General features: G+C 65.2%; 25 protein-coding genes, 1 other RNA gene and 2 pseudogenes. 14 read left to right on the top strand and 14 right to left on the bottom strand.

Going from position 1 to position 24,932, the window contains the following annotated elements; genetic code table 11:
* Window positions 1–60 precede the first annotated feature (60 nt).
* Together dapD and dapE are read left to right on the top strand one after the other, a co-directional pair.
* Window positions 61–906 (top strand): 2,3,4,5-tetrahydropyridine-2,6-dicarboxylate N-succinyltransferase, encoded by an 846-nt coding sequence (gene dapD / locus GWG65_RS29755; RefSeq protein ID WP_148742523.1) that lies wholly within the window; start codon window positions 61–63, stop codon window positions 904–906.
* Window positions 907–916: 10 nt separating this feature from the next.
* Window positions 917–2,083 (top strand): succinyl-diaminopimelate desuccinylase, encoded by a 1,167-nt coding sequence (gene dapE / locus GWG65_RS29750; RefSeq protein ID WP_275199067.1) that lies wholly within the window; start codon window positions 917–919, stop codon window positions 2,081–2,083.
* A 181-nt stretch (window positions 2,084–2,264) separates the two neighbouring features.
* On the opposite strand, the gene truA is transcribed toward dapE, so the two are convergent.
* The 3 genes from truA to def all read right to left on the bottom strand — a co-directional run bounded on the left by truA (window position 2,265) and on the right by def (window position 4,797).
* On the bottom strand, window positions 2,265–3,002 hold the full coding sequence (gene truA / locus GWG65_RS29745; protein WP_275199066.1) for a tRNA pseudouridine(38-40) synthase TruA: 738 nt from the start codon (window positions 3,000–3,002) through the stop codon (window positions 2,265–2,267).
* Window positions 3,003–3,122: 120 nt separating this feature from the next.
* Entirely contained in the window at window positions 3,123–4,058 is a 936-nt protein-coding gene (gene fmt / locus GWG65_RS29740; RefSeq protein WP_275199065.1) for a methionyl-tRNA formyltransferase, read from the bottom strand.
* 214 nt (window positions 4,059–4,272) lie between these two features.
* Entirely contained in the window at window positions 4,273–4,797 is a 525-nt protein-coding gene (gene def / locus GWG65_RS29735; protein WP_275199064.1) for a peptide deformylase, read from the bottom strand.
* A gap of 170 nt (window positions 4,798–4,967) precedes the next feature.
* On the opposite strand from def, the gene rmuC reads away from it, so the two are divergent.
* The 3 genes from rmuC to GWG65_RS29720 all read left to right on the top strand — a co-directional run bounded on the left by rmuC (window position 4,968) and on the right by GWG65_RS29720 (window position 8,228).
* Entirely contained in the window at window positions 4,968–6,167 is a 1,200-nt protein-coding gene (gene rmuC, locus GWG65_RS29730; protein ID WP_275199063.1) for a DNA recombination protein RmuC, read from the top strand.
* 147 nt (window positions 6,168–6,314) lie between these two features.
* Window positions 6,315–6,617: a GIY-YIG nuclease family protein gene (locus GWG65_RS29725; protein ID WP_275199062.1), complete on the top strand. Its 303-nt coding sequence runs from the start codon at window positions 6,315–6,317 to the stop codon at window positions 6,615–6,617.
* Window positions 6,618–6,863: 246 nt separating this feature from the next.
* Window positions 6,864–8,228 carry an MFS transporter gene (locus GWG65_RS29720; RefSeq protein ID WP_275199061.1) on the top strand — a complete coding sequence of 455 codons (1,365 nt, stop codon included), beginning with the start codon at window positions 6,864–6,866 and terminating at the stop codon, window positions 8,226–8,228.
* Between the two features lie 120 nt (window positions 8,229–8,348).
* On the opposite strand, the gene GWG65_RS29715 is transcribed toward GWG65_RS29720, so the two are convergent.
* The 5 genes from GWG65_RS29715 to ffs all read right to left on the bottom strand — a co-directional run bounded on the left by GWG65_RS29715 (window position 8,349) and on the right by ffs (window position 11,798).
* Window positions 8,349–8,789: a hypothetical protein gene (locus GWG65_RS29715; protein WP_275199060.1), complete on the bottom strand. Its 441-nt coding sequence runs from the start codon at window positions 8,787–8,789 to the stop codon at window positions 8,349–8,351.
* Window positions 8,790–8,818: 29 nt separating this feature from the next.
* Window positions 8,819–9,424: a recombination mediator RecR gene (gene recR, locus GWG65_RS29710; RefSeq protein ID WP_275199127.1), complete on the bottom strand. Its 606-nt coding sequence runs from the start codon at window positions 9,422–9,424 to the stop codon at window positions 8,819–8,821.
* On the bottom strand, window positions 9,424–9,744 hold the full coding sequence (locus tag GWG65_RS29705; RefSeq protein WP_275199059.1) for a YbaB/EbfC family nucleoid-associated protein: 321 nt from the start codon (window positions 9,742–9,744) through the stop codon (window positions 9,424–9,426). The genes recR and GWG65_RS29705 overlap by 1 nt, the downstream gene beginning before the upstream one ends.
* A gap of 23 nt (window positions 9,745–9,767) precedes the next feature.
* Entirely contained in the window at window positions 9,768–11,606 is a 1,839-nt protein-coding gene (locus tag GWG65_RS29700; protein WP_275199058.1) for a DNA polymerase III subunit gamma/tau, read from the bottom strand.
* 95 nt (window positions 11,607–11,701) lie between these two features.
* Window positions 11,702–11,798: signal recognition particle sRNA small type (gene ffs / locus GWG65_RS29695), an RNA gene on the bottom strand.
* A gap of 192 nt (window positions 11,799–11,990) precedes the next feature.
* Between ffs and GWG65_RS29690 the strand changes: the two genes are divergently transcribed.
* From GWG65_RS29690 to GWG65_RS29650, 9 genes and pseudogenes are all read left to right on the top strand, one after another.
* Complete coding sequence (locus GWG65_RS29690) at window positions 11,991–12,845, top strand: transporter substrate-binding domain-containing protein (RefSeq protein WP_275199057.1); 855 nt, start codon at window positions 11,991–11,993, stop codon at window positions 12,843–12,845.
* A 221-nt stretch (window positions 12,846–13,066) separates the two neighbouring features.
* On the top strand, window positions 13,067–13,729 hold the full coding sequence (locus GWG65_RS29685; protein ID WP_275199056.1) for an amino acid ABC transporter permease: 663 nt from the start codon (window positions 13,067–13,069) through the stop codon (window positions 13,727–13,729).
* Window positions 13,726–14,544 carry an amino acid ABC transporter ATP-binding protein gene (locus tag GWG65_RS29680; protein WP_275199055.1) on the top strand — a complete coding sequence of 273 codons (819 nt, stop codon included), beginning with the start codon at window positions 13,726–13,728 and terminating at the stop codon, window positions 14,542–14,544. The genes GWG65_RS29685 and GWG65_RS29680 overlap by 4 nt, the downstream gene beginning before the upstream one ends.
* Window positions 14,544–15,299: an SDR family oxidoreductase gene (locus GWG65_RS29675; protein WP_275199054.1), complete on the top strand. Its 756-nt coding sequence runs from the start codon at window positions 14,544–14,546 to the stop codon at window positions 15,297–15,299. The genes GWG65_RS29680 and GWG65_RS29675 overlap by 1 nt, the downstream gene beginning before the upstream one ends.
* On the top strand, window positions 15,296–16,423 hold the full coding sequence (locus GWG65_RS29670) for a muconate cycloisomerase family protein (protein WP_275199053.1): 1,128 nt from the start codon (window positions 15,296–15,298) through the stop codon (window positions 16,421–16,423). The genes GWG65_RS29675 and GWG65_RS29670 overlap by 4 nt, the downstream gene beginning before the upstream one ends.
* Window positions 16,424–16,685: 262 nt before the next feature.
* Window positions 16,686–17,105, top strand: a complete 420-nt coding sequence (locus tag GWG65_RS29665) for an HIT family protein (protein WP_275199052.1) — start codon at window positions 16,686–16,688, stop codon at window positions 17,103–17,105.
* An 11-nt stretch (window positions 17,106–17,116) separates the two neighbouring features.
* Complete coding sequence (gene nudC, locus GWG65_RS29660; RefSeq protein ID WP_275199051.1) at window positions 17,117–18,061, top strand: NAD(+) diphosphatase; 945 nt, start codon at window positions 17,117–17,119, stop codon at window positions 18,059–18,061.
* Between the two features lie 13 nt (window positions 18,062–18,074).
* Window positions 18,075–18,260: pseudogene (locus GWG65_RS29655) on the top strand (sugar kinase); the annotation flags it as partial.
* Between the two features lie 234 nt (window positions 18,261–18,494).
* Window positions 18,495–19,004 carry an Lrp/AsnC family transcriptional regulator gene (locus GWG65_RS29650; protein WP_275199050.1) on the top strand — a complete coding sequence of 170 codons (510 nt, stop codon included), beginning with the start codon at window positions 18,495–18,497 and terminating at the stop codon, window positions 19,002–19,004.
* 154 nt (window positions 19,005–19,158) lie between these two features.
* Here the strand turns inward: GWG65_RS29650 and GWG65_RS29645 are convergent, their stop codons facing one another.
* The 6 genes and pseudogenes from GWG65_RS29645 to GWG65_RS29620 all read right to left on the bottom strand — a co-directional run.
* Entirely contained in the window at window positions 19,159–20,658 is a 1,500-nt protein-coding gene (locus GWG65_RS29645; protein WP_275199049.1) for a phosphomannomutase/phosphoglucomutase, read from the bottom strand.
* A gap of 158 nt (window positions 20,659–20,816) precedes the next feature.
* The gene (locus GWG65_RS29640) at window positions 20,817–21,125 is read right to left on the bottom strand and encodes a HepT-like ribonuclease domain-containing protein (protein WP_342760679.1); all 309 of its coding nucleotides are present in this window, start codon (window positions 21,123–21,125) and stop codon (window positions 20,817–20,819) included.
* Between the two features lie 28 nt (window positions 21,126–21,153).
* On the bottom strand, window positions 21,154–21,450 hold the full coding sequence (locus GWG65_RS29635) for a nucleotidyltransferase family protein (RefSeq protein ID WP_275199047.1): 297 nt from the start codon (window positions 21,448–21,450) through the stop codon (window positions 21,154–21,156).
* A gap of 63 nt (window positions 21,451–21,513) precedes the next feature.
* Window positions 21,514–22,026, bottom strand: a complete 513-nt coding sequence (locus tag GWG65_RS29630; protein ID WP_275199046.1) for a TIGR02281 family clan AA aspartic protease — start codon at window positions 22,024–22,026, stop codon at window positions 21,514–21,516.
* A 128-nt stretch (window positions 22,027–22,154) separates the two neighbouring features.
* The gene (hrpB, locus tag GWG65_RS29625) at window positions 22,155–24,632 is read right to left on the bottom strand and encodes an ATP-dependent helicase HrpB (RefSeq protein ID WP_275199045.1); all 2,478 of its coding nucleotides are present in this window, start codon (window positions 24,630–24,632) and stop codon (window positions 22,155–22,157) included.
* A gap of 152 nt (window positions 24,633–24,784) precedes the next feature.
* Window positions 24,785–24,932: pseudogene (locus GWG65_RS29620) on the bottom strand (UDP-glucose 6-dehydrogenase); the annotation flags it as partial.

The raw sequence follows: 24,932 nt of genomic DNA, 5'->3' as shown, positions 1-24,932 counted from the left end.
CAAATCCCGAAAAAGCGCTCCAATCCATCGCAAATTCTGCCCTCCCGAGAGGAAATCCCGATGTCGCTCCAAGCCCTCGAATCCACCATCAACGGCGCCTTCGACGCGCGCGACGGCATCTCGACCTCGACCAAGGGCGAGGTCCGCGAGGCCGTGGATCAGGCGCTGGAGAGTCTGGACAAGGGCGAGGCGCGCGTTGCCGAGCGCGGCGGCGACGGCAAGTGGAAGGTCAATCAATGGCTGAAGAAGGCGGTGCTGCTGTCGTTCCGCCTCAACGACATGGGCGCCATTCCCGGCGGCCCCGGCAAGGCGACCTGGTGGGACAAGGTGCCCTCGAAGTTCGACGGCTGGGGCGAGAACCGGTTTCGCGACGCCGGCTTTCGCGCGGTGCCCGGCGCCATCGTGCGCCGCTCGGCCTTCATCGCCCGCAACGTCGTGCTGATGCCCTCCTTCGTCAATCTCGGCGCCTATGTCGATGAGAGCACCATGATCGACACCTGGTCGACGGTCGGCTCCTGCGCGCAGATTGGCAAGCGCGTGCACATCTCCGGCGGCGTCGGCATCGGCGGCGTGCTCGAGCCGCTGCAGGCCGAGCCCGTGATCATCGAGGATGACTGCTTCATCGGCGCACGCTCCGAGGTCGCCGAAGGCGTGATCGTGCGCAAGGGCGCGGTGCTGTCGATGGGCGTGTTCCTGGGCGCCTCGACCAAGATCGTCGACCGCGAGACCGGCGAGATCTTCATCGGCGAAGTGCCGGAATATTCGGTTGTGGTGCCCGGCGCGCTGCCCGGCAAGCCGATGAAGAACGGCCAGATGGGCCCGAGCACCGCCTGCGCCGTCATCGTCAAGCGCGTCGACGAGCGCACGCGGTCGAAGACCAGCATCAACGAATTGCTGCGGGATTGATTGGGCGCGCATGACCGATGCTCTGTCCATTGCCCGCGATCTCATCCGCTGCCCCTCGGTAACCCCGGCCGATGCCGGTGCGCTGGGTGTGCTTGAAAAAGCCCTGAGCGAAGCTGGCTTCGTTTGCCATCGCGTGACGTTCTCGGAGCCCGGCACGGCCGACGTCGACAATCTCTATGCGCGGATCGGCACTGACGGGCCGCACATCACCTTTGCCGGGCATACCGACGTGGTGCCGCCCGGCGACGAGAGCGCCTGGAGCGTCGGCGCGTTCTCCGGTGAGGTCCGGGACGGTTTTCTGCACGGCCGTGGCGCGGTCGACATGAAGGGCGGCATCGCCTGCTCGGTCGCCGCGGTGCTGGAGCATCTCGCCGCCAACGGTGGCAAGCCGCGCAGCGACGGCAAGGGCTCGATTTCGTTCCTGATCACCGGCGACGAGGAAGACGTCTCCATCAACGGCACCATCAAACTGTTGAAGTGGGCCGCCGAGCGCGGCGAGAAATTCGACCATTGCGTGCTGGGCGAGCCCTCCAATGTCGAGTCGCTCGGCGACACCATCAAGGTCGGTCGCCGCGGCTCGCAATCCGGCACGCTCTATGTCGACGGCGTGCAGGGCCACGTCGCCTATCCGCACCGCGCGTCAAATCCAGTGCCGGATATTTCCCGGTTGATCGTGGCGATCAGTGACGAGCCGCTCGACCATGGCAGCGCGGCGTTCCAGGCCTCCAATCTCGAATTCACCTCGGTCGACGTCGGCAACAGCGCCTACAACGTCATCCCCGGCCAGGCCCGCGCGAAATTCAACATCCGCTACAATGATAACCACACCCAGGCGAGCCTGCGCGAGCTGGTCGAGACGCGGTTGACAAAGGCCTGCGGCAACCGCATCCGCGCCCGCATCGTCTGGGAGCCGTCGAACTCCAACGTGTTCGTCACCAAGCCCGGCCCGTTCACCGAGCTTGCGGTCGCCGCGATCGAGGAAGTGACGGGCCGCAAGCCGGAGCTGTCAACGAGCGGCGGCACGTCGGACGCGCGCTTCATTTCCAGCTACTGCCCCGTGATCGAGTTCGGCCTGGTCGGCCAGACCATGCACCAGATCGACGAGCGCGTGCCGGTGGCGGATTTGGAGAAGCTGACGCAGGTGTATCGGGGGATATTGCAGAGGTATTTTGGGTAGGCCCCTGGCCTTACGCTCCGTCGTCGCCTCCCACCCCGCTGTCATCGCCCGGCATTGACCGGGCGATCCAGTATTCCAGAGACGGCAATGATTGAGCCGAGAGGCCGCGGCGTACTGGATTCCCCGCCTTCGCGGGGAATGACAGTAGCAGGCGGGGCGAGAGCATCCGCCTCACGCGCTCCTAATAATCCACCTTCACCAGATACAGTCCGTCCGGCGGAGCGACGATGCCGCAGGCGGCGCGGTTGCGGGCTTGCAGGGCTGCGGTGAGATCGTCCGCCGTCCAGCGGCCTTCGCCGACCCAGACCAGCGAGCCGACCATCGAGCGGACCTGGCTGTGCAGGAAGGAGCGCGCCGAGGTGAGGATCGTCACCTCGCGGCCGTCGCGCAGCACGTCGAGCTGATCGAGCGTCTTCTCCGGCGACTTGGCCTGGCACTCGGTGTCGCGGAACGTGGTGAAATCGTGCCTGCCAAGCAGGCGCTTTGCCGCCGCATGCATCGCCTCGGCGTCGAGCCGGCGCGGCACGCGCCAGGCGTGGCCGATATCGAGGGCGAGATTGGCGCGGGTGTTGACGATGCGATAGCGGTAATGGCGCTTCACCGCCGAGAAGCGCGCCTCGAAGCCATCAGGCACGATCTCGGCCTCGAGCACCGCGATCGGAGCGGGGCGCAAATGCGCGTTCAATCCGTCGCGAAAACGGCCCTGCGGAAACTGCTTCTCGATGTCGACATGCGCGACCTGGCCGAGCGCGTGCACACCGGCGTCGGTGCGGCCGGCGCCATGCACACGCGCATCCGCGCCAGTCATCGCCTTCACCGCAGCTTCGAGCGCGCCCTGCACCGAAGGCAGCGTCTCCTGCACCTGCCAGCCGAAGAACGGCGCGCCGTCATATTCGATGGTGAGCTTGTAGCGGGGCATGGTTTCCAATTCTGCCGTCATCGCCCGGCTTGACCGGGCGATCCAGTACGCCGCGGCCGATCCGTTCGACCGAGAAGTCTCGGCGTACTGGATACCCCGCCATCGCGGGGTATGACAGCGTCAGGTGAATTTGGCACCCGCCTTCACCGGCACACCGCGCAGGAAGTTGGTGGCCTGCATGCGCGCCTTGCCTTCGCGCTGCAGCTCGAGAATGCGGATCGCGCCCTCGCCGCAGGCAATGGTGAGGTGATCGTCGAGCACTGCACCCGGCGTGCCGGATCCCCTCGCCAGCTCGCAGCGCAGGATTTTCACGCGCGCATTTTCGCTGACATCCGCGAGCTCGCTCCAGGCGCCGGGAAACGGCGACAGGCCGTGGATGTGGCGCAGCACGTCGCGCGCGGGCCTGGTCCAGTCGATCCGCGCCTCGGCCTTGTCGATCTTGGCGGCATAGGTGACGCCGGCCTCGCTCTGCTTTTTAAGCTGAAGGGCGCCGCGGTCGAGCGCCGCCATGGCGCGCACCATCAAATCGGCGCCGAGCCGGGACAGGCGGTCGTGCAGATCGATCGCGGTCATGCTGTCCGTGATCGCGATGCGCTCGGCCATCGCGATGTCGCCGGTATCGAGCCCGACATCCATCTTCATCACCATGACGCCGCTCTCGGCGTCGCCGGCCATGATGGCGCGGTTGATCGGCGCAGCACCGCGCCAGCGCGGCAACAGCGAGGCGTGCAGATTGTAGCAGCCGAGCTTCGGCGCATCGAGGATCGCCTGCGGCAGGATCATGCCGTAGGCGACGACAACCGCGGCATCGGCATCGAACGCGCGAAATTCGTCGAGGGCTTCCTGTGTCTTCAGCGTCTTCGGCGTCAGCACGGGCACGCCGAGTCTTCGCGCGGCCTCCTCGACCGGCGTTGGCTGCAATTGCAGCCCGCGCCGCCCGCCCGGCTTCGGCGCACGGGTGTAGACAGCCACGATCTCGTGGCCATGCGCGACCAGCTCGAGCAGCGTCGGCACGGAGAAATCGGGCGTGCCCATGAAGATGAGGCGAAGGGGCATGACATGAACTCGATACGTTCCCTCCCCCCTTGTGGGGGAGGGCTAGGGAGGGGGGTGCCACACGATGCGCTCTCTCGGCTTGAGCGCGAGCGATGCAGACGCCTTGTTGCTGGCGCTCGCGAAACGACGAGCACCTTTTGCTGGGCTACCCCCCTCCCCTGCCCTCCCCCACAAGGGGGGAGGGAGCAGAGCGGAGTGCTTGGCTACTAATCACTCACTCCCCGCGCCTGGCGGCTTTCTCGAACTTCTTCAGCACGCGGTCGCGCTTGAGCTTGGACAGATAGTCGACGAACAGCACGCCGTTGAGATGATCGATCTCGTGCTGGATGCAGGTGGCGTAGATGCCTTCGGCGTCCTCCTCGTGCACCCTGCCGTCGAGATCGGTGAAGCGCACGCGGACCTTGGCGGGACGTTCGACCTCCTCGTAATATTCGGGGATCGACAGGCAGCCTTCCTCATAGACCGAGAGCTCCTCGGACGAGGAGAGAATTTCCGGATTGATGAAGACGCGCGGCTCCGGCTTGGTCTCGCCGTTCTCGTCGCGCTTGGCGAGATCCATGGTGATGAGCCGCAGCGGCTGCGCGACCTGGATCGCCGCCAGCCCGATGCCGGGCGCATCGTACATGGTCTCGAGCATGTCGTCGGCAAGCTTGCGGATCTCCGGCGTGACCTTCTCGATCGGCTTGGAGACCAGACGCAGCTGCCTGTCGGGCAGGATGATGATTTCTCTGAGGGCCATGGCCGCGATTTAAGCCGCGCGCCCGATGCGGTCAATGCGGCGAGGAACTCCGTTAACGGTCTGCTAACCATAAAACTTAGGGCTTCGTTAACCATAAAAATTAGGGGGCTATTTACCATAAATGTTCGCTATTCGTTCGCGGATACCGCCGAATCGGCTAAAAGGCGGCCATGAACGAAATCATCTTCATGCTCGGCGACTGGCCGGTGCGCACCATCGACGCGCTGCTCGGCTTCGGAGCGCTCGTCCTCATCCTGCTCGCGGTCATCGCTGTCGTGATTGCCCGCTCCTCGCGGCGCGGCGCGGAACTCGCGATGGCCAACGCCATCCGCGCCGACGAGCTTGAGGAGCGCGTCAGCCAGATGCTGCACGCCCAGAGCGAAGCCTCGGGCCGGGTCGATGCCATGACCCAGGCGCTGGCCGGCCGCCAGGCCGACATGGCGCGCGCGGTCAACGAGCGGCTAGATTCGGTGACCCACCGGGTCGGCCAGTCCATGGAACATTCGACCCGCAACACCATGGAGAGCCTGCGCGCGCTGCACGAGCGGCTCGGCATCATCGACAGCGCGCACAAGAACCTCACCGACCTCACCACCCAGGTCACGACCTTGCGCGACGTGCTCGCCAACAAGCAGTCGCGCGGCGCCTTCGGCCAGGCGCGGATGGAGGCGATCGTCCAGGACGGCCTGCCGAAGGGCGCCTACGAATTCCAGTTCACGCTGTCGACGGGCAAGCGGCCGGACTGCGTCGTTTTCCTGCCCGACCAGCGGCCGCTCTGCATCGACGCAAAATTTCCGCTGGAAGCGATGACCGCGCTGCACGACGCCCGCACCGACGAGGAGCGGCGCATCGCCACGCAGCGGCTGCGCGGCGACGTGATGAAGCATGTCAGCGACATCGCCGAGAAATATCTCGTCGCCGGCGAGACCCAGGAGATGGCGCTGATGTTCGTGCCGTCGGAATCGGTCTACGCCGAGATCCACGACGGCTTCGACGACGTGATCCAGAAGGCCTATCGCGCCCGCGTGGTGCTGGTGTCGCCCTCGCTCTTGATGCTCGCGATCCAGGTGATGCAGCAGATCATGAAGGACGCGCGCATGCGCGACGCCGCCGACCAGATCCGCACCGAGGTGATCAAGCTCGGCGACGACCTCGGCCGCCTGCGCGACCGCGTGCTGAAATTGCAGAAGCATTTTGCCGACGCCAACGAGGACGTCCGCCAGGTCCTGATCTCCGCCGACAAGATCGAGAAGCGCGCCGGGCGAATCGAAGAACTCGATTTCAGCAAGACCGACGCGCCCGAAGCCCCGCATCTGGTGGCAACCAGCGCCGCCGAGCTGTTCCCGAGGAAACTCCAGGCGGGGGAGTGATTTCATGTGATGTCATGCCCCGCGAAGGCGGGGCATCCAGTACGCCGCGGCAGGTGTAACTGAACGAGACGCTGGTGAGTACTGGATCGTCCGCCCCAGTGCGCAATTGCGCACAAGGCGGACGATGACAGCGAGGGGATGCGGTAGATGGGCGCACGCTGCTACTACGTCTACATCCTAGCCAGCAAGATCGGCGGCACCCTCTATATCGGCGTGACCAATGATCTCATCCGCCGGGTTGCGGAACACAAATCGAAGCTGATTGAGAGCTTCACAGAAAAATACGACGTCGCTCGGCTTGTCTATTTCGAGAAGTTCGATGACCCCGAGAACGCGATCAAGCGGGAGAAGCGGTTGAAGAAGTGGAATCGCGCTTGGAAGGTGCGATTGATCGAACAGCAAAATCCCAATTGGGATGATCTCTATCACGAAATAGCCGGGCCGCCATGACGCTGTCATGCCCCGCGACCCGGCTACGCCAAGGCTTCGCCGGGGTTTAGGGCTAGGGACGCCGAAGCTTTAGCGTAGGCGGCAGGCGGGGCATCCAGTACGCCGCGGCGGTCATGATTAGACCGAAACGCTGGTGATTACTGGATCGTCCGCCTTCGCGGACGATGACACTGAGGGAGGGCACCGACTTCTGCCCCACGGACAGTGGCGAGAGTCTTTTACGCCAGAATCTGCTAACACCCGCCCATGACCGCACCCGACGCAACTTCCCCCGCCGGCACCGACACCCCAACCGCGTCCTGGCGTGACAGCCTTGCCGTCTACCTGCAGCCGCGGGTGCTGATCGTGCTGTTCCTCGGTTTCTCCTCCGGGCTGCCGCTGGCGCTGTCGGGATCGACGCTGCTGGTGTGGATGCGGGAATCCGGCGTCGATCTCGGCACTATCGGGCTGTTCGCGCTGGTCGGCACGCCGTACACGCTGAAATTTTTGTGGGCGCCGCTGGTGGACGCGCTGCATGTGCCGCTGTTCACCCGCGCGTTCGGCCGCCGACGCGGCTGGCTGCTGTTCTCGCAATTGCTGCTGATCGTCGCGATCCTGCTGCTGGCGCTGACCGATCCGGCGCGATCGCCGTTCTATGTCGCGCTCGGCGCGCTGCTGGTCGCGACGGCCTCGTCGACGCAGGACATCGTGGTCGACGCCTTCCGCGTCGAGAGCCTGCCCGAGAGCGAGCAGGCCGCCGGCATGGCGTCCTATGTCGCGGCCTATCGCATCGGCATGCTGGTCTCGACCGCGGGCGCGCTGTTCATCGTCTCCGGCTTCGAGGGCACCGGCATTGCGCGCACATCGGCCTGGATGTGGGGCTATGTGGTGATGGCGGCCATGGTGCTGATCGGGACGATCACGGCGCTGGCCGCAACCGAGCCCGAGCAATCGGCGCGGGCCGAGGCGGCGACGAAAGCCGAGACGGCGTTCGCACGCGTGCTGCACGCCGCGATCGGCGCCTTCTCGGAATTCCTGTCGCGCAAGGACGCGCTCGCGGCGCTGGCCTTCGTGGTGCTGTTCAAGTTCACCGACGCGTTCTCAGGCACCATGACCGCGCCGTTCGTGATCGATCTCGGCTTTTCGCGTAACGATTACGCGGCGATCGTGAAGGGCGTCGGCTTGGCCGCCACGCTGATCGGCGGCTTCGCCGGCGGTTTCGTTGCGCGGCGCTATTCGCTTTCGACCAGCCTTTGGATCGGCGGCGTGGTGCAGGCGCTCGCCAACCTCTCCTTCTCCTGGCTGGCTTTCGTCGGCACCAGCCAATGGGCGCTCGCCTTCGCCATCACCTGCGAGAACTTCACCAGCGCCATCGGCACTGTGATCTTCGTCGCCTATCTCTCCGCGCTGTGCCAGAACCCGCTGCATACGGCGACACAATACGCGCTGCTCACCGCGCTCGCGGCCGTGGGACGCACCTATCTGTCATCGGTGGCCGGCTATGTCGCCAAGGCGACCGGCTGGCCGCTGTTCTTCGTGATCTGCGTGCTGGTGGCGATCCCGAGCCTGATGCTGCTCAGTTGGCTGCAGAAGCGCGGGCATTTCGAGGCGCTGGGGCCGGTAAGGGTTTAGGCCGACGCTCTTACCACGTCATTGCGAGCGAAGCGAAGCAATCCAGAAATCTTTCCGTGGAAACAGTCTGGATTGCTTCGTCGCAAGAGCTCCTCGCAATGACGAGGAGAGTGTAGCCCCCTACTGCTTCTTGATGATGCTCCACTTCGTGATCACGGCTTCGCTCATCTGGCCGGGGTCGCTGGCGCAGGCGACTTCGTCGACCTTGACCGAGATCTCCTTGCCGGCGAACGTCTTCAACTGCGCGGCCTGCGTGTCGCCATTGGGAACGAGCTGGAAAGTCTCGGGGCCGGTCTCGAGATTGCACAGCCCGTTCGGCGGCGGCAGCCGGCGCGGCTCGGAGGTGATCTGGTAGGTCGCAACCTTCTTGCCGCCGTTCTTGACGTCGCGCACTTTCATCGCGTTCAGCTCGCCCGAGAGCACGTCGCCGGTGTTGATCGGCTTGCCGGGCTTTGGCGGCGGCGGAGCCGCGTCATCGCTCTGCTGCGCGGAGATGGCCGGGGTCACCAGCACCGTCATCGTCGCGACCAAAGCCAATCGAGTGGCGAATCGTTTCGTCATGTCGTCCGTTCCGTGAGTCTGTAGGAGGGCTAGAACAGGGTCCGCTGCCGCATCGCGGCCGACAGCGTACCTTCATCGAGATAATCAAGCTCGCCGCCGACCGGCACACCATGGGCGAGGCGCGTTACTTTTACGTTGGCGTCCTGAAGCAGGTCGGTGATGTAATGCGCCGTGGTCTGGCCGTCGACCGTCGCATTCAGCGCCAGGATGATTTCGTGCACCTGCGCATCATGCGCGCGGGCGACCAGCGCGTCGATGGTGAGATCCTGCGGGCCGACGCCGTCGAGCGGCGACAACGTCGCCCCCAGCACATGATAGCGGCCCTGCGTCGCGTTGGCCCGCTCCAGCGCCCAGAGATCGGCGACGTCGGCGACGACGACGATGATCGAGGGATCGCGCCGCGGATCGAGGCAGACCGTGCAGGGATTTTGGGTATCGATATTGCCGCAGGTCTTGCAGACCTGGACCTTCTCGAGCGCAACCTGCAAGGCACCCGACAGCGGCATCATCAGCGCCTCGCGCTTCTTGATCAGATGCAGGGCCGCGCGCCGCGCGGAGCGCGGACCGAGGCCCGGCAGCCTGGCGAGGAGCTGAACCAGCCGCTCAATCTCGGGACCTGCAACCGCGCCCATAATTATTGGCCGAACAGCCCCGGCGGCAGGCCGAGCCCGCCGGTGAGCGACTGCATCTTCTCCTGCATCGCGGCTTCGGCCTTGCGACGGGCGTCACCGAGCGCGGTGACCAGCAGATCCTCGAGCACTTCGCGCTCTTCCACCTTCATCAGCGAAGGATCGATCTTGACGCCCTTCACGTCCATTTTCGCGGTCATGCGCACGGCGACCAGACCGCCGCCGGAGATGCCCTCGACCTCGACATTGCCGAGCTCGTCCTGCATCGCCTGCATCTTGGATTGCAGCTGCGCCGCCTGCTTCATCATGCCGAGAAAATCAGCCATCGGTGCGTGTCCTTGGATGGGCTCTAGAGATCGTCGCCGTCGGAACCGTCGAGCGGATCGTCACTGCCATAGTCGGCATTTATATCGGTTTCCGGCACCTCCGGGGCAAGCCTGCGGACCTCGACGACCTTGGCTCCGGGGAAGCGCAATAGCACCTCCTGGACGCGCGGATCGGCCTCGGCGGTACGCGCATGCGCCTGCTTGGCAGCCTGGTTCACCGAGCGCAGCGTCGGCTGGCCCGGCTCGTTGGAGACGATCACGGTCCAGCGCCGGCCGGTCCAGAGCTCGAACTTGCGCGCCAGGTCCGAGATCATGGTCTTGGAGGCGTTGGGCTCGAGCGCGACTTCCAGCCGGCCCTCCTCGAAACGAACCAGCCGCATGTCAGATTCGAGCGCGCCCTTGGTCATCAGATCGCGCTTCTGCCCCGCCAGCGCGACGAGCTGGGTGAAGCTCGTTACATGCAGCACGGGTGCTGCGCCTTGGGGATCCGGCGCGGGCGCGGCCATCTGCGGCCGGGCACCGCCGCCGAACGATGGCGGCGAGGAGGTCGGCGCGCGCACCGGCGCTGCCGAGGCAACAGGTGCTGCCGCCGCGTTGCGCGCAGCACCGCCGCCATTCGCAACCAGCGAGCCGCCGCCGTTCTGCTCCAGCATCCGGATCGCTTCGTCCGGCGTCGGCAGGTCGGCGACATAGGCGATGCGCACCAGCACCATCTCGGCTGCCGCGGCGGGGCGCGTCGCGGCCTGCACCTCGGTGATGCCCTTGAGCAGCATCTGCCACATCCGCGACAGCACGCGCATCGAGATCTTCGACGCAAAGTCGCGCGCGCGCAGCCGTTCGGTCTCGCCATAGGCAACGTTGTCGGCGGTCGCCGGCACGATCTTGACGCGGGTGACGAAGTTGACGAATTCGGCGAGATCCGAGAGCACGACGATGGGATCGGCGCCGACGTCGTACTGGTCGCGGAACTCCTTGAAGGCGGCCGCAATGTCGCCGCGCGCCAGCGAATCGAACAGATCGATCACGCGGGTGCGGTCGGCTAGCCCCAGCATCTGCCGCACGGCATCGGCCTTTACGGTGCCCGCCGCGTGCGCGATCGCCTGGTCGAGCAGCGACAGCGAATCACGCACAGAACCTTCCGCGGCGCGCGCGATGATGCCGAGCGCTTCCGGCTCGATCTCGACGCTCTCTTTCGCGGCGATATTGGCGAGGTGCTTCATCAGCACGTCGGCCTCGACGCGGCGCAAGTCAAAACGCTGGCAGCGCGACAGCACCGTGACCGGAACCTTGCGGATCTCCGTCGTGGCGAACACGAACTTGGCGTGCTCCGGCGGTTCCTCCAGGGTCTTCAGGAAGGCGTTGAACGCCGCCGTCGACAGCATGTGGACTTCGTCGATGATATAGACCTTGTAGCGGGCGCTGGCCGGCGCATAGCGCACGCTGTCATTGATCTGGCGGACGTCGTCGACGCCGGTATGCGAGGCCGCGTCCATCTCCAGCACGTCCATGTGCCGGCTTTCCATGATCGCCTGGCAATGCACGCCGAGTGTCGGCATCTGGACTGTCGGGCCCTTCACCGAGCCATCCGGCATCTCGTAGTTGAGTGCACGGGCCAGGATGCGCGCGGTGGTGGTCTTGCCGACCCCGCGGACGCCGGTGAGGATCCAGGCCTGCGGGATGCGCCCGGTCTCGAACGCGTTGGAGACGGTGCGGACCACGGCCTCCTGGCCGATCAGATCGTCGAAGCTGGAGGGGCGATATTTGCGGGCCAGGACCCGGTACGGCGTGCCGGCTTGCGCGCCAAGCCCAAAGCCAGCTTGGCTTGCGCTATCGGAATTGGGAGGGGCGCCAGCGTCGGTCATCGGTCGATCCGCAATGGAATGTCTTTCGGCCGGCGTTTGCGGAAAGGAGCGCGCTGGCGGCTTTTGCCGCCGGCGCAATTCGCTCGAAAAAACAGGTAGGAGACTGACGAGCGACCCGATCCGGACCTCGTTAGGGCTGCTTCCTTCCGGACCTGACCCGGTTGGCGAGTGGCTCGTCCACCGCCAATCTCCCGGTCCCTATTTGGGGCCAAAAGGGCCGGAAAGCAAGCGGGGATCGGCTCGAACGGACAGCCTTGGCTTGGGCTTGCCCAGCATCCGGGCAATTTCCGGTTTGCCCAGCCGATAGGCTGTGCTTTCGCTGATAGGGCCACCTTGGTATGAACGCTGCCGGAACTCATCCAACCAGAAAAGCGATTGATCCCAATGGTTACACGTCGTGATGTTGCATCGATTGTCGGACTTGGCGCCATTGGCGCGGCGACTGCGGGCGCGCTGGCGTCCCCGGCCGTGGCCCAGGCGGCCGTTCCGAACGAATCGACCTTTGCCCGCATCCGCCGCACCAAGAAGATGCGGATCGGCGCAGTCGGCGGCGGCGCGCCCTATTACATGAAGGATCTCGCCAGCGGCCAGTGGAAGGGCTTTTACGTCGACATCTCCAAGGCGCTGGCCGACGACATGGAGGCCGAGCTCGACATCACCGAGACCACCTGGGGCAATTCGGTACTCGATCTGCAGTCCAACAAGATCGACATCTTCTTCGGCCTCAACCCGACCCCGAAGCGCGCGCTGGTGATCGACTTCTCGGTGCCGGTCTTCAACAACGCCTTCGGCATTCTCTGCAAGAAGGACTTCAAGCCGAAGAGCTGGGTCGAGCTGAACTCGCCCGACGTCAAGATCGCCGTCGACCAGGGCTCCTCCCACGACCAGGTGGTCAGCCGCCTGACGCCGAAGGCGCAGATCACCCGGCTGAAGAGCGCCGACGACGCCACCGCCGCACTCCAGACCGGCCGCGTCGACGCGCAGTGCCTGATCACCATGCTGTCGCTGACGGTGCTGAAGAAGAACCCCTCGCTCGGTCAGTTCGTGCTGCCCACCCCGATCTTCGCCACCACGTCGAACGCCGGCTTCCGCCGCGAAACCGACAAGACCTGGCGCGACTACGTCAACACCTGGATCGACTTCAACAAGGGCCTCGGCTTCATCCGCAACGCCATCATCACGAATATGGAGCTGGTGGGCGTGACCGAGGCGGACATTCCGCCGGGCGTGTCCTTGTAAGGTGTGATGAGTTTGGGTCGAGCTCGATCCCCAAGGCGCGGTGCGCTCCCTCTCCCGCTTGCGGGAGAGGGTTGGGGTGAGGGTGCCTCCGCCAGGGAGACTCCCCGAGTGGATAGAGCCCTCACCCGGCGCTTCGCGCCGACCTCTCCCGCAAGCGGGAGAGGTGCAGCGAGAACGCCGCGCGTCTGTTCCCAGCTTTCTGCCGACTGAGTTAAGCACGCATGTATCAGTGGGACTTCGGCATTCTCTGGAGCTATCGCTGGCTCTTTCTCAACGGGCTCGGCGTCACCGTCGGCTTCACTGTGGTCATCGTGGTGCTTGGACTGGTGTTCGGCCTGTTCGGCGCGTTCGGCACCTTGTCGCGCTTCCGAGCAGTACGTCTGGTCGCGCTCACCTTCATCGAGGCGTTCCGCTGCACGCCGATCCTGGTGCAGCTGATCTGGTTCTATTACGCGCTGCCGATCCTGGCCGGGGTCGAAATGACGCCGATCACGGCCTCGGCGCTGGCGCTCTCGCTCTATGGCGGCTCGTTTTATTCGGAGATCATCCGCGGCGGCATCGTCTCGATCGACAGCGGCCAGTCCGAAGCCGGCGCCGCGCTCGGCATGACCCCTATCCAGGCCATGCGGCGCATCGTGCTGCCGCAGGCGATCAAGCGCATGATCCCGGCGCTGACGAACCAGTCGATCATCCAGTTCAAGAACACCTCGCTGGTCTCGGTGCTGGCGGTGCCCGATCTGGTCTACCAGAGCCAGGTCGCCGCCCATGACAGCTACCGGCCGCTGGAAACCTACACGGCAGTGGCGGTCGCCTATGCGGCGATCCTGATTCCCCTGACCATCCTCGTCCGGCGCGGCGAGAAGCGACTGGCGGTCGGCGAATGAGCGAGACCTCCAGGAACGCCTCCAAGAACGCCTCGAAGATCGAGATCCGCGGCCTGCGCAAGAGTTTTGGCAGCAACGAGGTCTTGAAGACCATCAGTCTCGACGTCGCCAAGGGCGGCGTGGTGGCGCTGATCGGCCCGTCAGGCTCGGGCAAATCGACGCTGCTCCGCTGCATCAATCTGCTGGTGACGCCTGATGGCGGCAGCGTCCGCGTCGGTGACACGCGCTTCGCGTTCGGTGCGGGCACGAAGCTGCCGGACCTCAAGACGCTGGCGAAATTCCGCGCCACCACCGGCATGGTGTTTCAGCACTTCAACCTGTTCCCGCACATGACGGCGCTCCAGAACGTGATGGAGGGACCGGTCACGGTGCGGCGCATGGCCAAGACGGACGCCGAGACGCTCGCACGCGCGCAACTTGCGAAGGTGGGCCTTGCAGAGAAGGCCGACCAATATCCTGCGACATTGTCCGGCGGCCAGAAGCAGCGCGTTGCGATTGCACGGGCGCTTGCGATGGAGCCGGACGTGATGCTGTTTGATGAAGCGACCTCCGCGCTCGATCCCGAGCTCGTCGGCGAGGTCCTCGCCGTGATGCAGCGCCTCGCATCCGAAGGCATGACCATGGTGATCGTGACCCACGAAATCGCCTTCGCCCGCGAGGTCGCCGACCGCCTCATCTTCATGCGCGACGGCGTCGTCGTTGAGGAAGGTCCGGCGCGGCAGGTGATTGACAATCCGCAGAAAGCTGCGACGCGCGCCTTCCTCAGCCATTTCCACCGCACCGGCGCATTGCCGCCGGCCACAACGGCATCGTGATGTCCGATATCAATCGCGTTTATCTCGTCACCGGCGCCGCCAGCGGCATCGGCCGCGCCACCGCGAAGCTGCTCGCGGCGCCCGGCATCGGGCTCGTTCTGCACACGCGCTCCAACGCGGCCGGTCTCGAGACCACCGCGGCTGAGGCCGAAGCGCAAGGCGCCGTGGTGGCAAAATGCCTCGGCGATCTCGCCGAGGAGGCCGCGGCCAGCGATGCCGTCGCCGCCGCAGAGCGCGCCTTCGGCCGGCTCGATGGATTGATCCTGGTTGGCGGCCATGCCCGCCGCGGCAGCGCGATCGGCACGCCGGCGGACGAGTTCCGCCGCGCGATGGATGAATCGGCGCTGGCCTTCACACGGCTGGTCGACGCCGCGCTTCCGTTGCTGCGTGCCGGCCGCGACGCACGGATCGTGGCGGTGTCGTCATTCGTAGCGCACGCGATCCGGCCAGAGTTCGCACCGTTCGCGGCGACGGCCGCGAGCCGTTCCGCGCTGGAAGCGCTGGTGCGACTGACCGCGGTCGAGCTTGCCAAAGACGGCATCACCGTGAATGCGGTTTCGCCGGGCCTCATCGTCAAGGACAGACCGAGCGAGAGCCGGCTCTCGCCGGAGCAGATCGCGGCAACGGAGGCGCTGATCCCGATGCGCCGCCGCGGACGGCCGGACGAAGTGGCCGAGATCATCGCTTTCCTGGCGTCGCCAAAAGCGTCCTACGTCACCGGCCAGGTCTGGCACGTCAATGGAGGCCTGACATGACCGAAGCGACCGTCGAACGCATCAGGCTGTTCTTGATCGAGAGCCCGATCAAGATGGCGCGCCTCCAGGGCGTCGGCAACGTCAAGGGCACGGTCAAGCGCGTGCTGATCGAGCTCACCGCCAGCGACGGCATCGTCGGCTGGGGCGAGGCGGCGCCTTGGGAGGTGTTCACGGGAACGCCGGAAGCGGCGTTCTCCGCACTCGACATCTATCTGCGCGGAATCGTGCTCGGCAAGCCGGTGCGCCGCATCCGCGCACTGATGGCCGAGCTCGACTGCGCGCTGGTCGGACAGGCCGAGGCCAAGGTCGCGATCGAGATGGCACTGCTCGACATCGTCGGCAAGTCCTCGGGGCTTTCGGTCGCCGACCTCCTCGGCGGCCGCGTGCGCGACACGATCCCGCTGTCGTTCTCGATTGCCGATCCCGATTTCGCCGCCGATCTGGAGCGCATGCGAAAGATGGTTCCGGACGGCAACGTCATCTACAAGGTCAAGACCGGCGTGAAGCCGCATCGCGAGGATCTCGATCATCTCGAAGCGATCCGGAAGGAATTCGGCGACAAGGTCGATCTGCGCGTCGACTACAACCAGGCGCTGGCACCGTTCGGCGCCATCAAGATTTTGCGCGACGTCGAGCAGTTCGCGCCGACCTTCATCGAGCAGCCGGTGCCGCGCAAATATCTCGACGTCATGGCGCAGCTGACCGCTGCGCTGGAGACGCCGGTGCTCGCCGACGAAAGCTGCTTCGACCGCCGCGACATGATGGAGGTGGTGCGCCGCGAGGCCGCCGATGCGGTCTCGATCAAGCTGATGAAGGCCGGCGGCCTGTTCGAGGCCCAGGCGATCATGGCGATCGCCGACGTCGCCGGCCTGCCCGGCTATGGCGGCACGCTGTGGGAGGGCGGCGTTGGGCTGGCCGCCGGCACGCAGCTGATCGCAGCAACACCCGGCATCTCGCTCGGCTGCGAATTCTACATGCCGCACCATGTGCTGACAGAGGACGTGCTGGAAGAGCGCGTCGCCAACCGCGCCGGCCATGTCGTGGTGCCCGATGGTCCCGGCCTCGGCATCCGCGTCAGCGAAGCTTCGATCCGCGCCAATGCGCGGGTGCTGGCGGAGGCGTAAGGACACGCCACAAGTTCGCTGTCGTCCCGGCGAAGGCCGGGACCCATACCGCGTGATCTCTCGATAGGCGCAGGTGGTCGTACCGCGGGAAGACTCTTCACTACGAGCTTTCGCCAAACTTCTCCCTGGGACGACAACAGAGCATGCCGCCCCCGCGGAGCCTTATCCTTCCCCTATCGGACTCCGTATCGTATGGTCGGGGCAAATATTCAGGGGTTCCGCCCCGCCATGCCCGATCCCATCGGGCCATCCGGAAACCTTCATGTCCGATTCCGCCTGGTCGCTGCACTCCCGCCTGAAAGAGGACACCATCGACATCGGCGACCTGCCGTTGTCGAAGGTGCTGGTCATCAAGGACGCGAATTACCCTTGGCTGCTACTGGTGCCGCGGCGCGCCGACGCGGTGGAGATCATCGATCTCGACGAGGTGCAGCAGGCGCAGCTGATGACGGAGATCTCGCGCGTCTCGCGCGCGCTGAAGGAGATCACCAAATGCGACAAGCTCAATATCGCGGCGCTCGGCAACCTCGTGCCGCAGCTTCACGTCCACATCATCGCGCGCCGCACCGGTGACGCCGCCTGGCCGCGGCCGGTCTGGGGCGTGATGAAGCCATTGCCGCATGACGCCACAGAGGTGCAGAATTTCATCAGCGCGCTTCGCCGCAAGATCTGGTTGGGTTGAAAGAACAAGAAATGTCAGCATTCGACTCGTTTCCGCTGGGGCAGCCGGCCTTCGTCACCAACGTCCTCGATCGCGCCGCGCATCTGCGCCGCGATGACGAAAAGCTGTTCGCGCTGGAACAAAAGGCGTCATCGCGCGCCTATGTCGTCCACCGCGACTCGCTGCTGGTGAGGCGCGAGGGCGAGAAAGTGCGTGCGCTGCTGTCGATCGACGAAGCGCTGAAATGCGGCGCCAATCCCGGCACGATCTTCTTGGGTCTGCGCGACGGCGCCGCAATGTTCGGCATGGGCCTGTCGCAGGCCGCCGCCGAGAAGCTGGTCGGTCGCGAGGACTACACCCTCACCGAACTGCGCGGCATGGCAATGCAGGGCGCGGTCCGTCCCGACGAGCTCTCGGCGGTCGCGATGGCGAAGTCGATGGTGAGCTGGCACCAGCGCCACGGCTATTGCGCCAATTGCGGCACACGCAGCGCGATGAAGGAAGGCGGCTGGAAGCGCGAGTGCCCTGCTTGCAAGGCCGAGCACTTTCCGCGCACCGATCCGGTCGTGATCATGCTGGTGGCGTCCGGCGAAAAATGCCTGCTCGGCCGCCAGAAGCAGTTTCCACCTGGCATGTATTCCTGCCTCGCGGGCTTCGTCGAGGCCGCCGAGACGATCGAGGATGCGGTGCGCCGCGAGATTCTCGAAGAGTCCGGCATAAGCTGCACCGACGTGCAGTATTACATGACGCAGCCCTGGCCCTATCCGTCATCGCTGATGATCGGCTGCAGCGCGCGGGCGCTCAACGAGGACATCGTCGTCGATCACCTGGAGCTGGAGGATGCGCGCTGGTTCACGCGCGAGGAGGCGGCCCTGATGCTGACGCGGACGCATCCGGACGGTCTCGCCGGCCCGCATCCCTTTGCCATCGCCCATCATCTGCTCGGCCGCTGGGTGCACGACAAGAGCGGCGCTTGAGCCGAGGCCGCCGATGATGGCATCCGGGATCGCGCCGCGCATCCTCTGCATCGGCATCCCCGTACGCGACCTCACCTTTCGCGTCGAGGCCGTGCCCGAGCGCGGCAGCAAGGCAAATGCCAGCCATCTGGCCGAGATCTGCGGCGGCAACGCACTCAATGCCGCGATCGCTCAGCCTGGCGGCCGCGTCGCGTTCGCCTGGCCGAAGGCAATGATCTGCGCGAGGCGCTGCGATTCGCCGCGGCCGCCGCAGCGCTCAAATGCAGCCGCCACGGCGGTGGGCTGGCTGCCCCACAACGCATTGAAGTTGAAGAGTTTTTGCAGAAGCGGGTAGAGGTCGAGCGCGATCACCCGCCAAGAATATAGGCTTGCGATAGAAGAATTTTCTCTATATGACGGAAAGTAGCCATCATAATGGAACAAAGTTCTTCAAATGACTGACCTCGCTGTCCCGATCCCCGAGACCAGCCGCCGCCTCGACGCCATCGACCGCAAGATCTTGATGGTACTCCAGGAGGACGCCTCCCTGTCCGTTGCCGAAATCGGCGACCGGGTCGGGCTGTCCTCCACCCCCTGCTGGAAGCGCATCCAGCGCCTGGAGGCCGACGGCGTGATCCTGAGGCGGGTGGCATTGGTCGACCAGAACAAGATCGGGCTCGGCATCTCCGTGTTCGTCTCGGTCGAGAGCTCCGATCATTCCGACGCCTGGCTCAAGAAGTTCGCCGAGGCCGTCAGCGCCATGCCCGAGGTGATGGAGTTCTACCGCATGGCCGGCGACGTCGACTACATGCTGCGCGTCGTGGTCGCGGACATGCAGGCCTATGACGTGTTCTACAAGAAGCTGATCAGCGCGGTGCCGCTCAAGAACGTCACCTCGCGCTTCGCGATGGAGAAGATCAAGTCGGTCACTGCGCTGCCGATTCCGGCGGTGGTGGCGGCGTAGGTCTCGCGTCTCGCCACAGAGAAGGTGTCATCGCCCGGCTTGACCGGGCGATCCAGTACGCCGCGGCTCCTCCGCTCGATCACAACCGCCTCTGGAATACTGGATCACCCGCTTTCGCGGGTGATGACAGCGGTGGATGCAGGCGTCTCGCACCTCAGATCTTCTGATTGTACTCGCCGACTTCCGGATGCGTGCGCAGCACGCTGTTCACCATCTCGAACATGTCGTGCATGCGCTGCTCGGAAACCGGGCTCTCGACGACAACGACGAGCTCGGGCTTGTTGGAGGAGGCGCGCACCAGGCCCCAGCTTCCGTCCTCGACCGTGACGCGCACGCCGTTGACCGTGACGAGATCGCGGATCGATTGTCCGCCGATCTTGGAGCCCTTGGCCTGCAAGCCCTCGAAGTGCTTCACCACGGCGTCGATGACGCCGTACTTGACCTCGTCGGCGCAATGCGGCGACATGGTCGGCGACGACCAGGTTTTTGGCAGCGCGTCCTTCAGGTCGGCCATCGACTTGCCGGGGGCGCGGTCGAGCATGTCGCAGATTGCGATCGCCGAGACCAGGCCGTCGTCGTAGCCGCGGCCGAACGGCTTGTTGAAGAAGAAGTGGCCCGACTTCTCGAAACCCGCGAGCGCGCCCATCTCGTTGGTGCGGCGCTTCATGTAGGAATGACCCGTTTTCCAATAGGCGACCTTCGCGCCCTGCTTCTGCAGCACCGGATCAGTGACAAAAAGGCCGGTCGACTTCACGTCGACGACGAACTGCGCGTCCTTGTGGATCGCCGACATGTCGCGCGCCAGCATCACGCCGACCTTGTCGGCAAAGATCTCCTCGCCGGTGTTGTCGACGACACCGCAGCGATCGCCGTCGCCGTCGAAGCCGAGGCCCACATCGGCGTTGTGCTGCAGCACCGCGTCGCGGATCGCGTGCAGCATCTCCATATCTTCCGGATTCGGATTGTATTTCGGGAACGTGTGGTCGAGCTCGGTGTCGAGCGGGATCACTTCGCAGCCGATCGCCTCCAGCACCTGCGGTGCGAACGCGCCGGCGGTGCCGTTGCCGCAGGCCGCGACCACCTTGAGCTTGCGCTTCAGCTTCGGGCGGCTGGTGAGATCGGCGATATAGCGGGCCGGATAATTCTCGTGGAACTGGTAGGAGCCGCCGGCCTTGTTCTTGAACTCGGCGCCCAGCACGATCTGTTTCAGCCGCGTCATCTCGTCCGGGCCGAACGTCAGCGGTCGGCTCGCCCCCATCTTCACGCCGGTCCAGCCATTGTCGTTATGCGACGCCGTGACCATGGCACAGCAGGGCACGTCGAGATCGAACTGCGCGAAATAGGCCATCGGCGTCACCGCAAGCCCGATGTCGTGCACCTTGCACCCCGCAGCCATCAGGCCTGAAATCAGCGCGTATTTGATCGAGGCCGAATAGCCGCGGAAATCATGTCCCGTGACGATCTCCTGACCGACGCCAAGCTCGGCGATCAGCGCGCCCAGCCCCATGCCGAGCGCCTGCACCCCCATCAGGTTGATTTCTTTCTGGAACAGCCAGCGCGCGTCGTATTCGCGAAAGCCGGTCGCTTTCACCATCGGCTCGGATTCGAAGGCATAGGTGTTGGGCAGCAACACGGATTTCGGCTTGGGGAACATTGAGACGATCTCATGAAAAGAGCAGGATTTCATGCAGCCTTAGCGAATGCCGGGCCGCAGCGGAAGGCGGGAAGGGAGGCTTATGGATTATAATTGCGGCAGTTTGGTAACAGGGGAACGCCGCCGGGAGAGAGACCAACATGTCTGGCTAGGACCGGTTAAATCTCCAGGCCTGCAATCTCCTCCTCGATGACCACCCGTAGAGGTGGAAGGGCCCGTTGAACGGTCTCCCACACGAAATGGGCAGCGACATCTTCATAGTCGTGCCGGTAGACGTTGCCGGCCGCCGCCATCTGCTTCCACGTGATCGCTGGATGCCTCGCCTTCAATTCCTCAGGGAGGCGGCGCGATGCTTCCGAGATAATCTCCAGGCATCGCGTGACCGCATATACTGACCTCAAATCTGAAGTGAAAGCTTCGCGATCCAAACCTACGGCGAACTGAGTCGCCAAATCAATGTGATGCAAGATATCTCGAAGCGTTCCATCGGTACGATCAGAAGGCATAGACGGCTTGGGCGATCGCAGCAGGAGCAACGTATGATTTCAATGCATCGCGGTTGACGACATCCACCGGACTATCGAAAAGATTGGCAATATATTCCTTGAGTTCGACGTATTCGAAGACGGTGATCCGCACGTTCGGATCGATCTCGACCATGATATCGACATCGCTGCCGGAGTGATTTTCGCCCCGGGCCACTGAACCGAACAACGCGGCATGCAAGACACCCCGCTCGCGCAGAGCAGGTTCGGACTGTCGCAGGATCGCTATGACATCGGGACTATTCATGGACGGAATATAGCATGCCGTCCGCGCCGGCGGGAGGCCTGACCAGCCCCCTGTAGAGCTGCCTTACTGCTCCAGCACCATCTGGCCGTTGGCGTATTCGAAACGCTTCAGGCGGGACAGGAAGGAGAGGCCGAGCAGGTTCTCGGACAGCGCCTCGTCCGGCAGCACCATGGCATCGACATCGCGCACGACGAGGCCGCCGACATCGAGCATGGCGATGCGGGTGCGCGCGGCCTTGATGGTGCCGTTGGCGGTGGAGACCGTGGCGTTGTACTCGCGGCGCGACGGACGCAGGCCGAAACGCGCGGCCGAGGTCTCGTTCAGCGCCACCACGGAGGCGCCGGTGTCGATCATGAAGCCGATGCGCTGGCCCTCGATCCGGCCCTCGGCCTGGAAATGACCGCGGCCGTCGCGGGCAATATTGAGGCTTCGGCTGCCGGCCGGCGCCGTCGTTGCAACTGCGACCGTCGTGCGGGGCGCTGATGTTGCGGAGGCGGAGCTCATCTTGTCCGCCATCTGCGCCATGAAGGTGCCAAGCCCGATCATGATGGCCGCGAAGATCATTATGTTACGCATCACACCACTCGGAGCCCGAAAGCTCGATTTCAACACGCCACACGCCTGTCCGCGAGCGCAGCCGCGGCCAGGACGGTGCCATTTTGACGAAAAGGATGAGTGAACGGTTAATGTGCCTTCGTGACTTCTCACGTCCCGCGCGGCTTGACCCGCCGGGTCGGTAGCGCGCTTGCCGGATCTTCCGGCCAGGGATGGCGCGGATAGCGGCCGCGCAGGTCGGAGCGAACGGCGCTGTAACTGCCGCGCCAAAACCCGGGAAGATCGCGCGTCACCTGCACCGGGCGCTGCGCCGGCGACAGCAATTCCAGCACCAGCGGCACCTTCCCGGCCGCGATCGACGGATGGGTGTTGAGGCCGAACAATTCCTGGAGCCGCACCGCGATGGTCGGTCCCTGCTCGGCCTCGTAGTCGATCGCGAGCATGGTGCCGGTCGGCGCCTCGAAATGGGTCGGCGCCTCGCGCTCGAGCCGGGCACGCATCTCCCACGGCAATAGCGTCATCAGGGCATCGGAGAGATCGCCGGCGGAAAGATCCTTCAGCGCGATCTTGTCGTAGAGCGCCGGCACCAGCCAATCGTCGCGCCGCGCGATCAACCCGTCATCCGACAGGTCGGGCCAGCTATCGCCTTCCGCCCTGCGCAGGAACATCACCCGGTCGCGCCATTGCCTGGCCGCTTTCGACCAGGGCAACCGATCGAGGCCTGCCGCAATCAGTCCGTCGGCAAGGATGCGCGCGGTTTCCTCCGAGGGCGACAGCGCGAGCGTGGTTTCGGACAATGTGATGGCGTGCAGCGAGCGCTTTCGCCGCGCACGCAGCGCCATCGCACCGCGATCGAACGATATCTCATCGACGGTTTCGATGTGCTCGGCGAAATGCCGCTCGATATCCTCCTGCGCGATCGCCGCGGCGAGCAGAATGCGCCCGCTCGCGGCCGTCCCCGTCATTTCACCAACGGCGATGTAGGGCGCGCGCGAGAGCGACGAGGTCTGCTCGACTGCCGCGCCGCGGCCGTTGGCGAGCACGAAGCTGCCGTTGCCGCGGTTGCGGGCAACGCGGTCGGGAAAGGCGTAGGCGAGCATCAGGCCGGTGGAGAGTTCACCTTCCTCGGGCTTGATCTTCTCGGATGCAGCCACCTGCGAAGCCCAGCGCCGCGCCAGGTCGCGCGCGCTCGACGCGCGCGGCGAGCGGTCGCGGCGGAACTGGTCGCGCCTGTGCTCGAGATCGGCGCTGTCGCCGCCGAGTCCGCGCTCGGTGAGGATGGCAGCGATCTCGGCGGCGGCTTCGCCCGCGCCGGCGCGATGCGAATCCACGATCATGCGCGCCAGCCGCGGCGGCAGTGCCAGCGCGCGCAGGCTCTTGCCTTCCACGGTGATGCGGCCGTCGCCATCGAGCGCATTGAGCTCAGTGAGCAGGCTCTTGGCTTCTTTCCAGGCCGGCTGGGGCGGCGGATCGAGAAACGACAGCGCTGCCGGATCGCTCACACCCCATTGCGCGAGATCGAGCACGAGCGAGGACAGGTCGGCGCTGAGGATCTCCGGCTGGGTGTAGGGCGCAAGCGACGCCGTCTGCGGCTCGTCCCAGAGCCGGTAGCAGACGCCAGGCTCGGTACGGCCGGCGCGGCCCCGGCGCTGATCCACTGCGGCGCGCGAGGCACGCACGGTCTCGAGCCGCGTCAGGCCGATGTCGGGCTCGTAGCGCGGCACGCGGGCAAGGCCGCAATCGACCACGATGCGCACGCCCTCGATGGTGAGCGAGGTCTCCGCGATCGAGGTCGCCAGCACCACCTTGCGCGTGCCCTTGGGCGCGGGCGCGATGGCGCGATCCTGCACGGCGGCATCGAGCGCGCCGAACAGCGGTACGATCTCGATGGTCGCATCCTGCACGCGCTCGGCGAGAAAATTCTGTGTGCGGCGGATTTCGGCGGCGCCCGGCAAGAACGCCAGCACCGAGCCGCTATCTGCGCGCAGGGCCGAGGCGATCGCATCCGCCATCTGCCGTTCCACCTGCACGTCCGCCTTGCGGCCGAGATAGCGTGTCTCGACCGGAAACGCACGGCCCTCGCTTTCAACGACGGGCGCTTCGCCGAGCAGCCTGGCAACACGCGCGCCGTCCAGCGTTGCCGACATCACGAGAATGCGCAGATCCTCACGCAGGCCCAGTTGCGCGTCGCGCGCCAGCGCGAGGCCGAGATCGGCGTCGAGCGAACGTTCGTGGAATTCGTCGAACAGGACGGCGGCGACGCCGGAGAGCTCGGGATCGTCGAGGATCTGGCGGGTAAAAATGCCTTCGGTCACCACCTCGATGCGCGTCGCGCGCGATATTTTTGAGCCGAAGCGAACGCGGTAGCCGACGGTCTCCCCGGCGCGCTCGCCAAGCGATTTGGCCATGCGATCGGCACTGGCCCGCGCGGCGATGCGCCGCGGCTCCAGCACGATGATCTTCTTGTCCCTGGCCCAGGGCGCATCCAGCAGCGCCAGCGGTACCCGCGTGGTCTTGCCGGCGCCCGGAGGCGCCACCAGCACGGCGGCGTTATGCGCCTCCAGCGTGCGCGAGAGATCGTCGAGCACGGCATCGATCGGAAGGGGCGTGTCGAAGCTGCGGGGCAAGTATCTATCCGTTCGTCATGCCCGGGCAAAGGCGCGAAGCGCGTCTTCGCACAGGAGGCGCCGGGCATCCACGTCTTCCGCCTAGAGAACAGACGTGGATGGCCGGGACAAGCCCGGCCATGACAGTTTCGATCGACAATAATGTGCCGCTATCAGCCCTGCACCGGCGACCGCCCGATGCTCTCATAGACGAAGCCGGCGGCTTGCATGTCCTCGGGGCGGTAGATGTTGCGGAGATCGACGACGACCGGCTGCGTCATGGTCGCCTTCAGCCGGTCGAGATCGAGCGCACGGAACTGC

Source organism: Bradyrhizobium sp. CSA207 (genome assembly GCF_029051685.1).
In the GTDB taxonomy this organism is placed as follows: Bacteria; Pseudomonadota; Alphaproteobacteria; order Rhizobiales; family Xanthobacteraceae; genus Bradyrhizobium.
The sequence above is the reverse complement of the archived record's forward strand: the minus strand, read 5'-3'. Positions and strand labels throughout refer to the sequence as shown.

Excerpts from the sequence above, each read along its gene's own strand:
- dapD (WP_148742523.1), top strand. The coding sequence starts at position 61 with ATGTCGCTCCAAGCCCTCGAATCCACCATCAACGGCGCCTTCGACGCG.
- dapE (WP_275199067.1), top strand. The coding sequence starts at position 917 with ATGACCGATGCTCTGTCCATTGCCCGCGATCTCATCCGCTGCCCCTCG.
- truA (WP_275199066.1), bottom strand. The coding sequence starts at position 3,002 with ATGCCCCGCTACAAGCTCACCATCGAATATGACGGCGCGCCGTTCTTC.
- fmt (WP_275199065.1), bottom strand. The coding sequence starts at position 4,058 with ATGCCCCTTCGCCTCATCTTCATGGGCACGCCCGATTTCTCCGTGCCG.
- def (WP_275199064.1), bottom strand. The coding sequence starts at position 4,797 with ATGGCCCTCAGAGAAATCATCATCCTGCCCGACAGGCAGCTGCGTCTG.
- rmuC (WP_275199063.1), top strand. The coding sequence starts at position 4,968 with ATGAACGAAATCATCTTCATGCTCGGCGACTGGCCGGTGCGCACCATC.
- GWG65_RS29725 (WP_275199062.1), top strand. The coding sequence starts at position 6,315 with ATGGGCGCACGCTGCTACTACGTCTACATCCTAGCCAGCAAGATCGGC.
- GWG65_RS29720 (WP_275199061.1), top strand. The coding sequence starts at position 6,864 with ATGACCGCACCCGACGCAACTTCCCCCGCCGGCACCGACACCCCAACC.
- GWG65_RS29715 (WP_275199060.1), bottom strand. The coding sequence starts at position 8,789 with ATGACGAAACGATTCGCCACTCGATTGGCTTTGGTCGCGACGATGACG.
- GWG65_RS29705 (WP_275199059.1), bottom strand. The coding sequence starts at position 9,744 with ATGGCTGATTTTCTCGGCATGATGAAGCAGGCGGCGCAGCTGCAATCC.
- GWG65_RS29700 (WP_275199058.1), bottom strand. The coding sequence starts at position 11,606 with ATGACCGACGCTGGCGCCCCTCCCAATTCCGATAGCGCAAGCCAAGCT.
- GWG65_RS29690 (WP_275199057.1), top strand. The coding sequence starts at position 11,991 with ATGGTTACACGTCGTGATGTTGCATCGATTGTCGGACTTGGCGCCATT.
- GWG65_RS29685 (WP_275199056.1), top strand. The coding sequence starts at position 13,067 with ATGTATCAGTGGGACTTCGGCATTCTCTGGAGCTATCGCTGGCTCTTT.
- GWG65_RS29680 (WP_275199055.1), top strand. The coding sequence starts at position 13,726 with ATGAGCGAGACCTCCAGGAACGCCTCCAAGAACGCCTCGAAGATCGAG.
- GWG65_RS29675 (WP_275199054.1), top strand. The coding sequence starts at position 14,544 with ATGTCCGATATCAATCGCGTTTATCTCGTCACCGGCGCCGCCAGCGGC.
- GWG65_RS29670 (WP_275199053.1), top strand. The coding sequence starts at position 15,296 with ATGACCGAAGCGACCGTCGAACGCATCAGGCTGTTCTTGATCGAGAGC.
- GWG65_RS29665 (WP_275199052.1), top strand. The coding sequence starts at position 16,686 with ATGTCCGATTCCGCCTGGTCGCTGCACTCCCGCCTGAAAGAGGACACC.
- nudC (WP_275199051.1), top strand. The coding sequence starts at position 17,117 with ATGTCAGCATTCGACTCGTTTCCGCTGGGGCAGCCGGCCTTCGTCACC.
- GWG65_RS29650 (WP_275199050.1), top strand. The coding sequence starts at position 18,495 with ATGACTGACCTCGCTGTCCCGATCCCCGAGACCAGCCGCCGCCTCGAC.
- GWG65_RS29645 (WP_275199049.1), bottom strand. The coding sequence starts at position 20,658 with ATGTTCCCCAAGCCGAAATCCGTGTTGCTGCCCAACACCTATGCCTTC.
- GWG65_RS29635 (WP_275199047.1), bottom strand. The coding sequence starts at position 21,450 with ATGAATAGTCCCGATGTCATAGCGATCCTGCGACAGTCCGAACCTGCT.
- GWG65_RS29630 (WP_275199046.1), bottom strand. The coding sequence starts at position 22,026 with ATGCGTAACATAATGATCTTCGCGGCCATCATGATCGGGCTTGGCACC.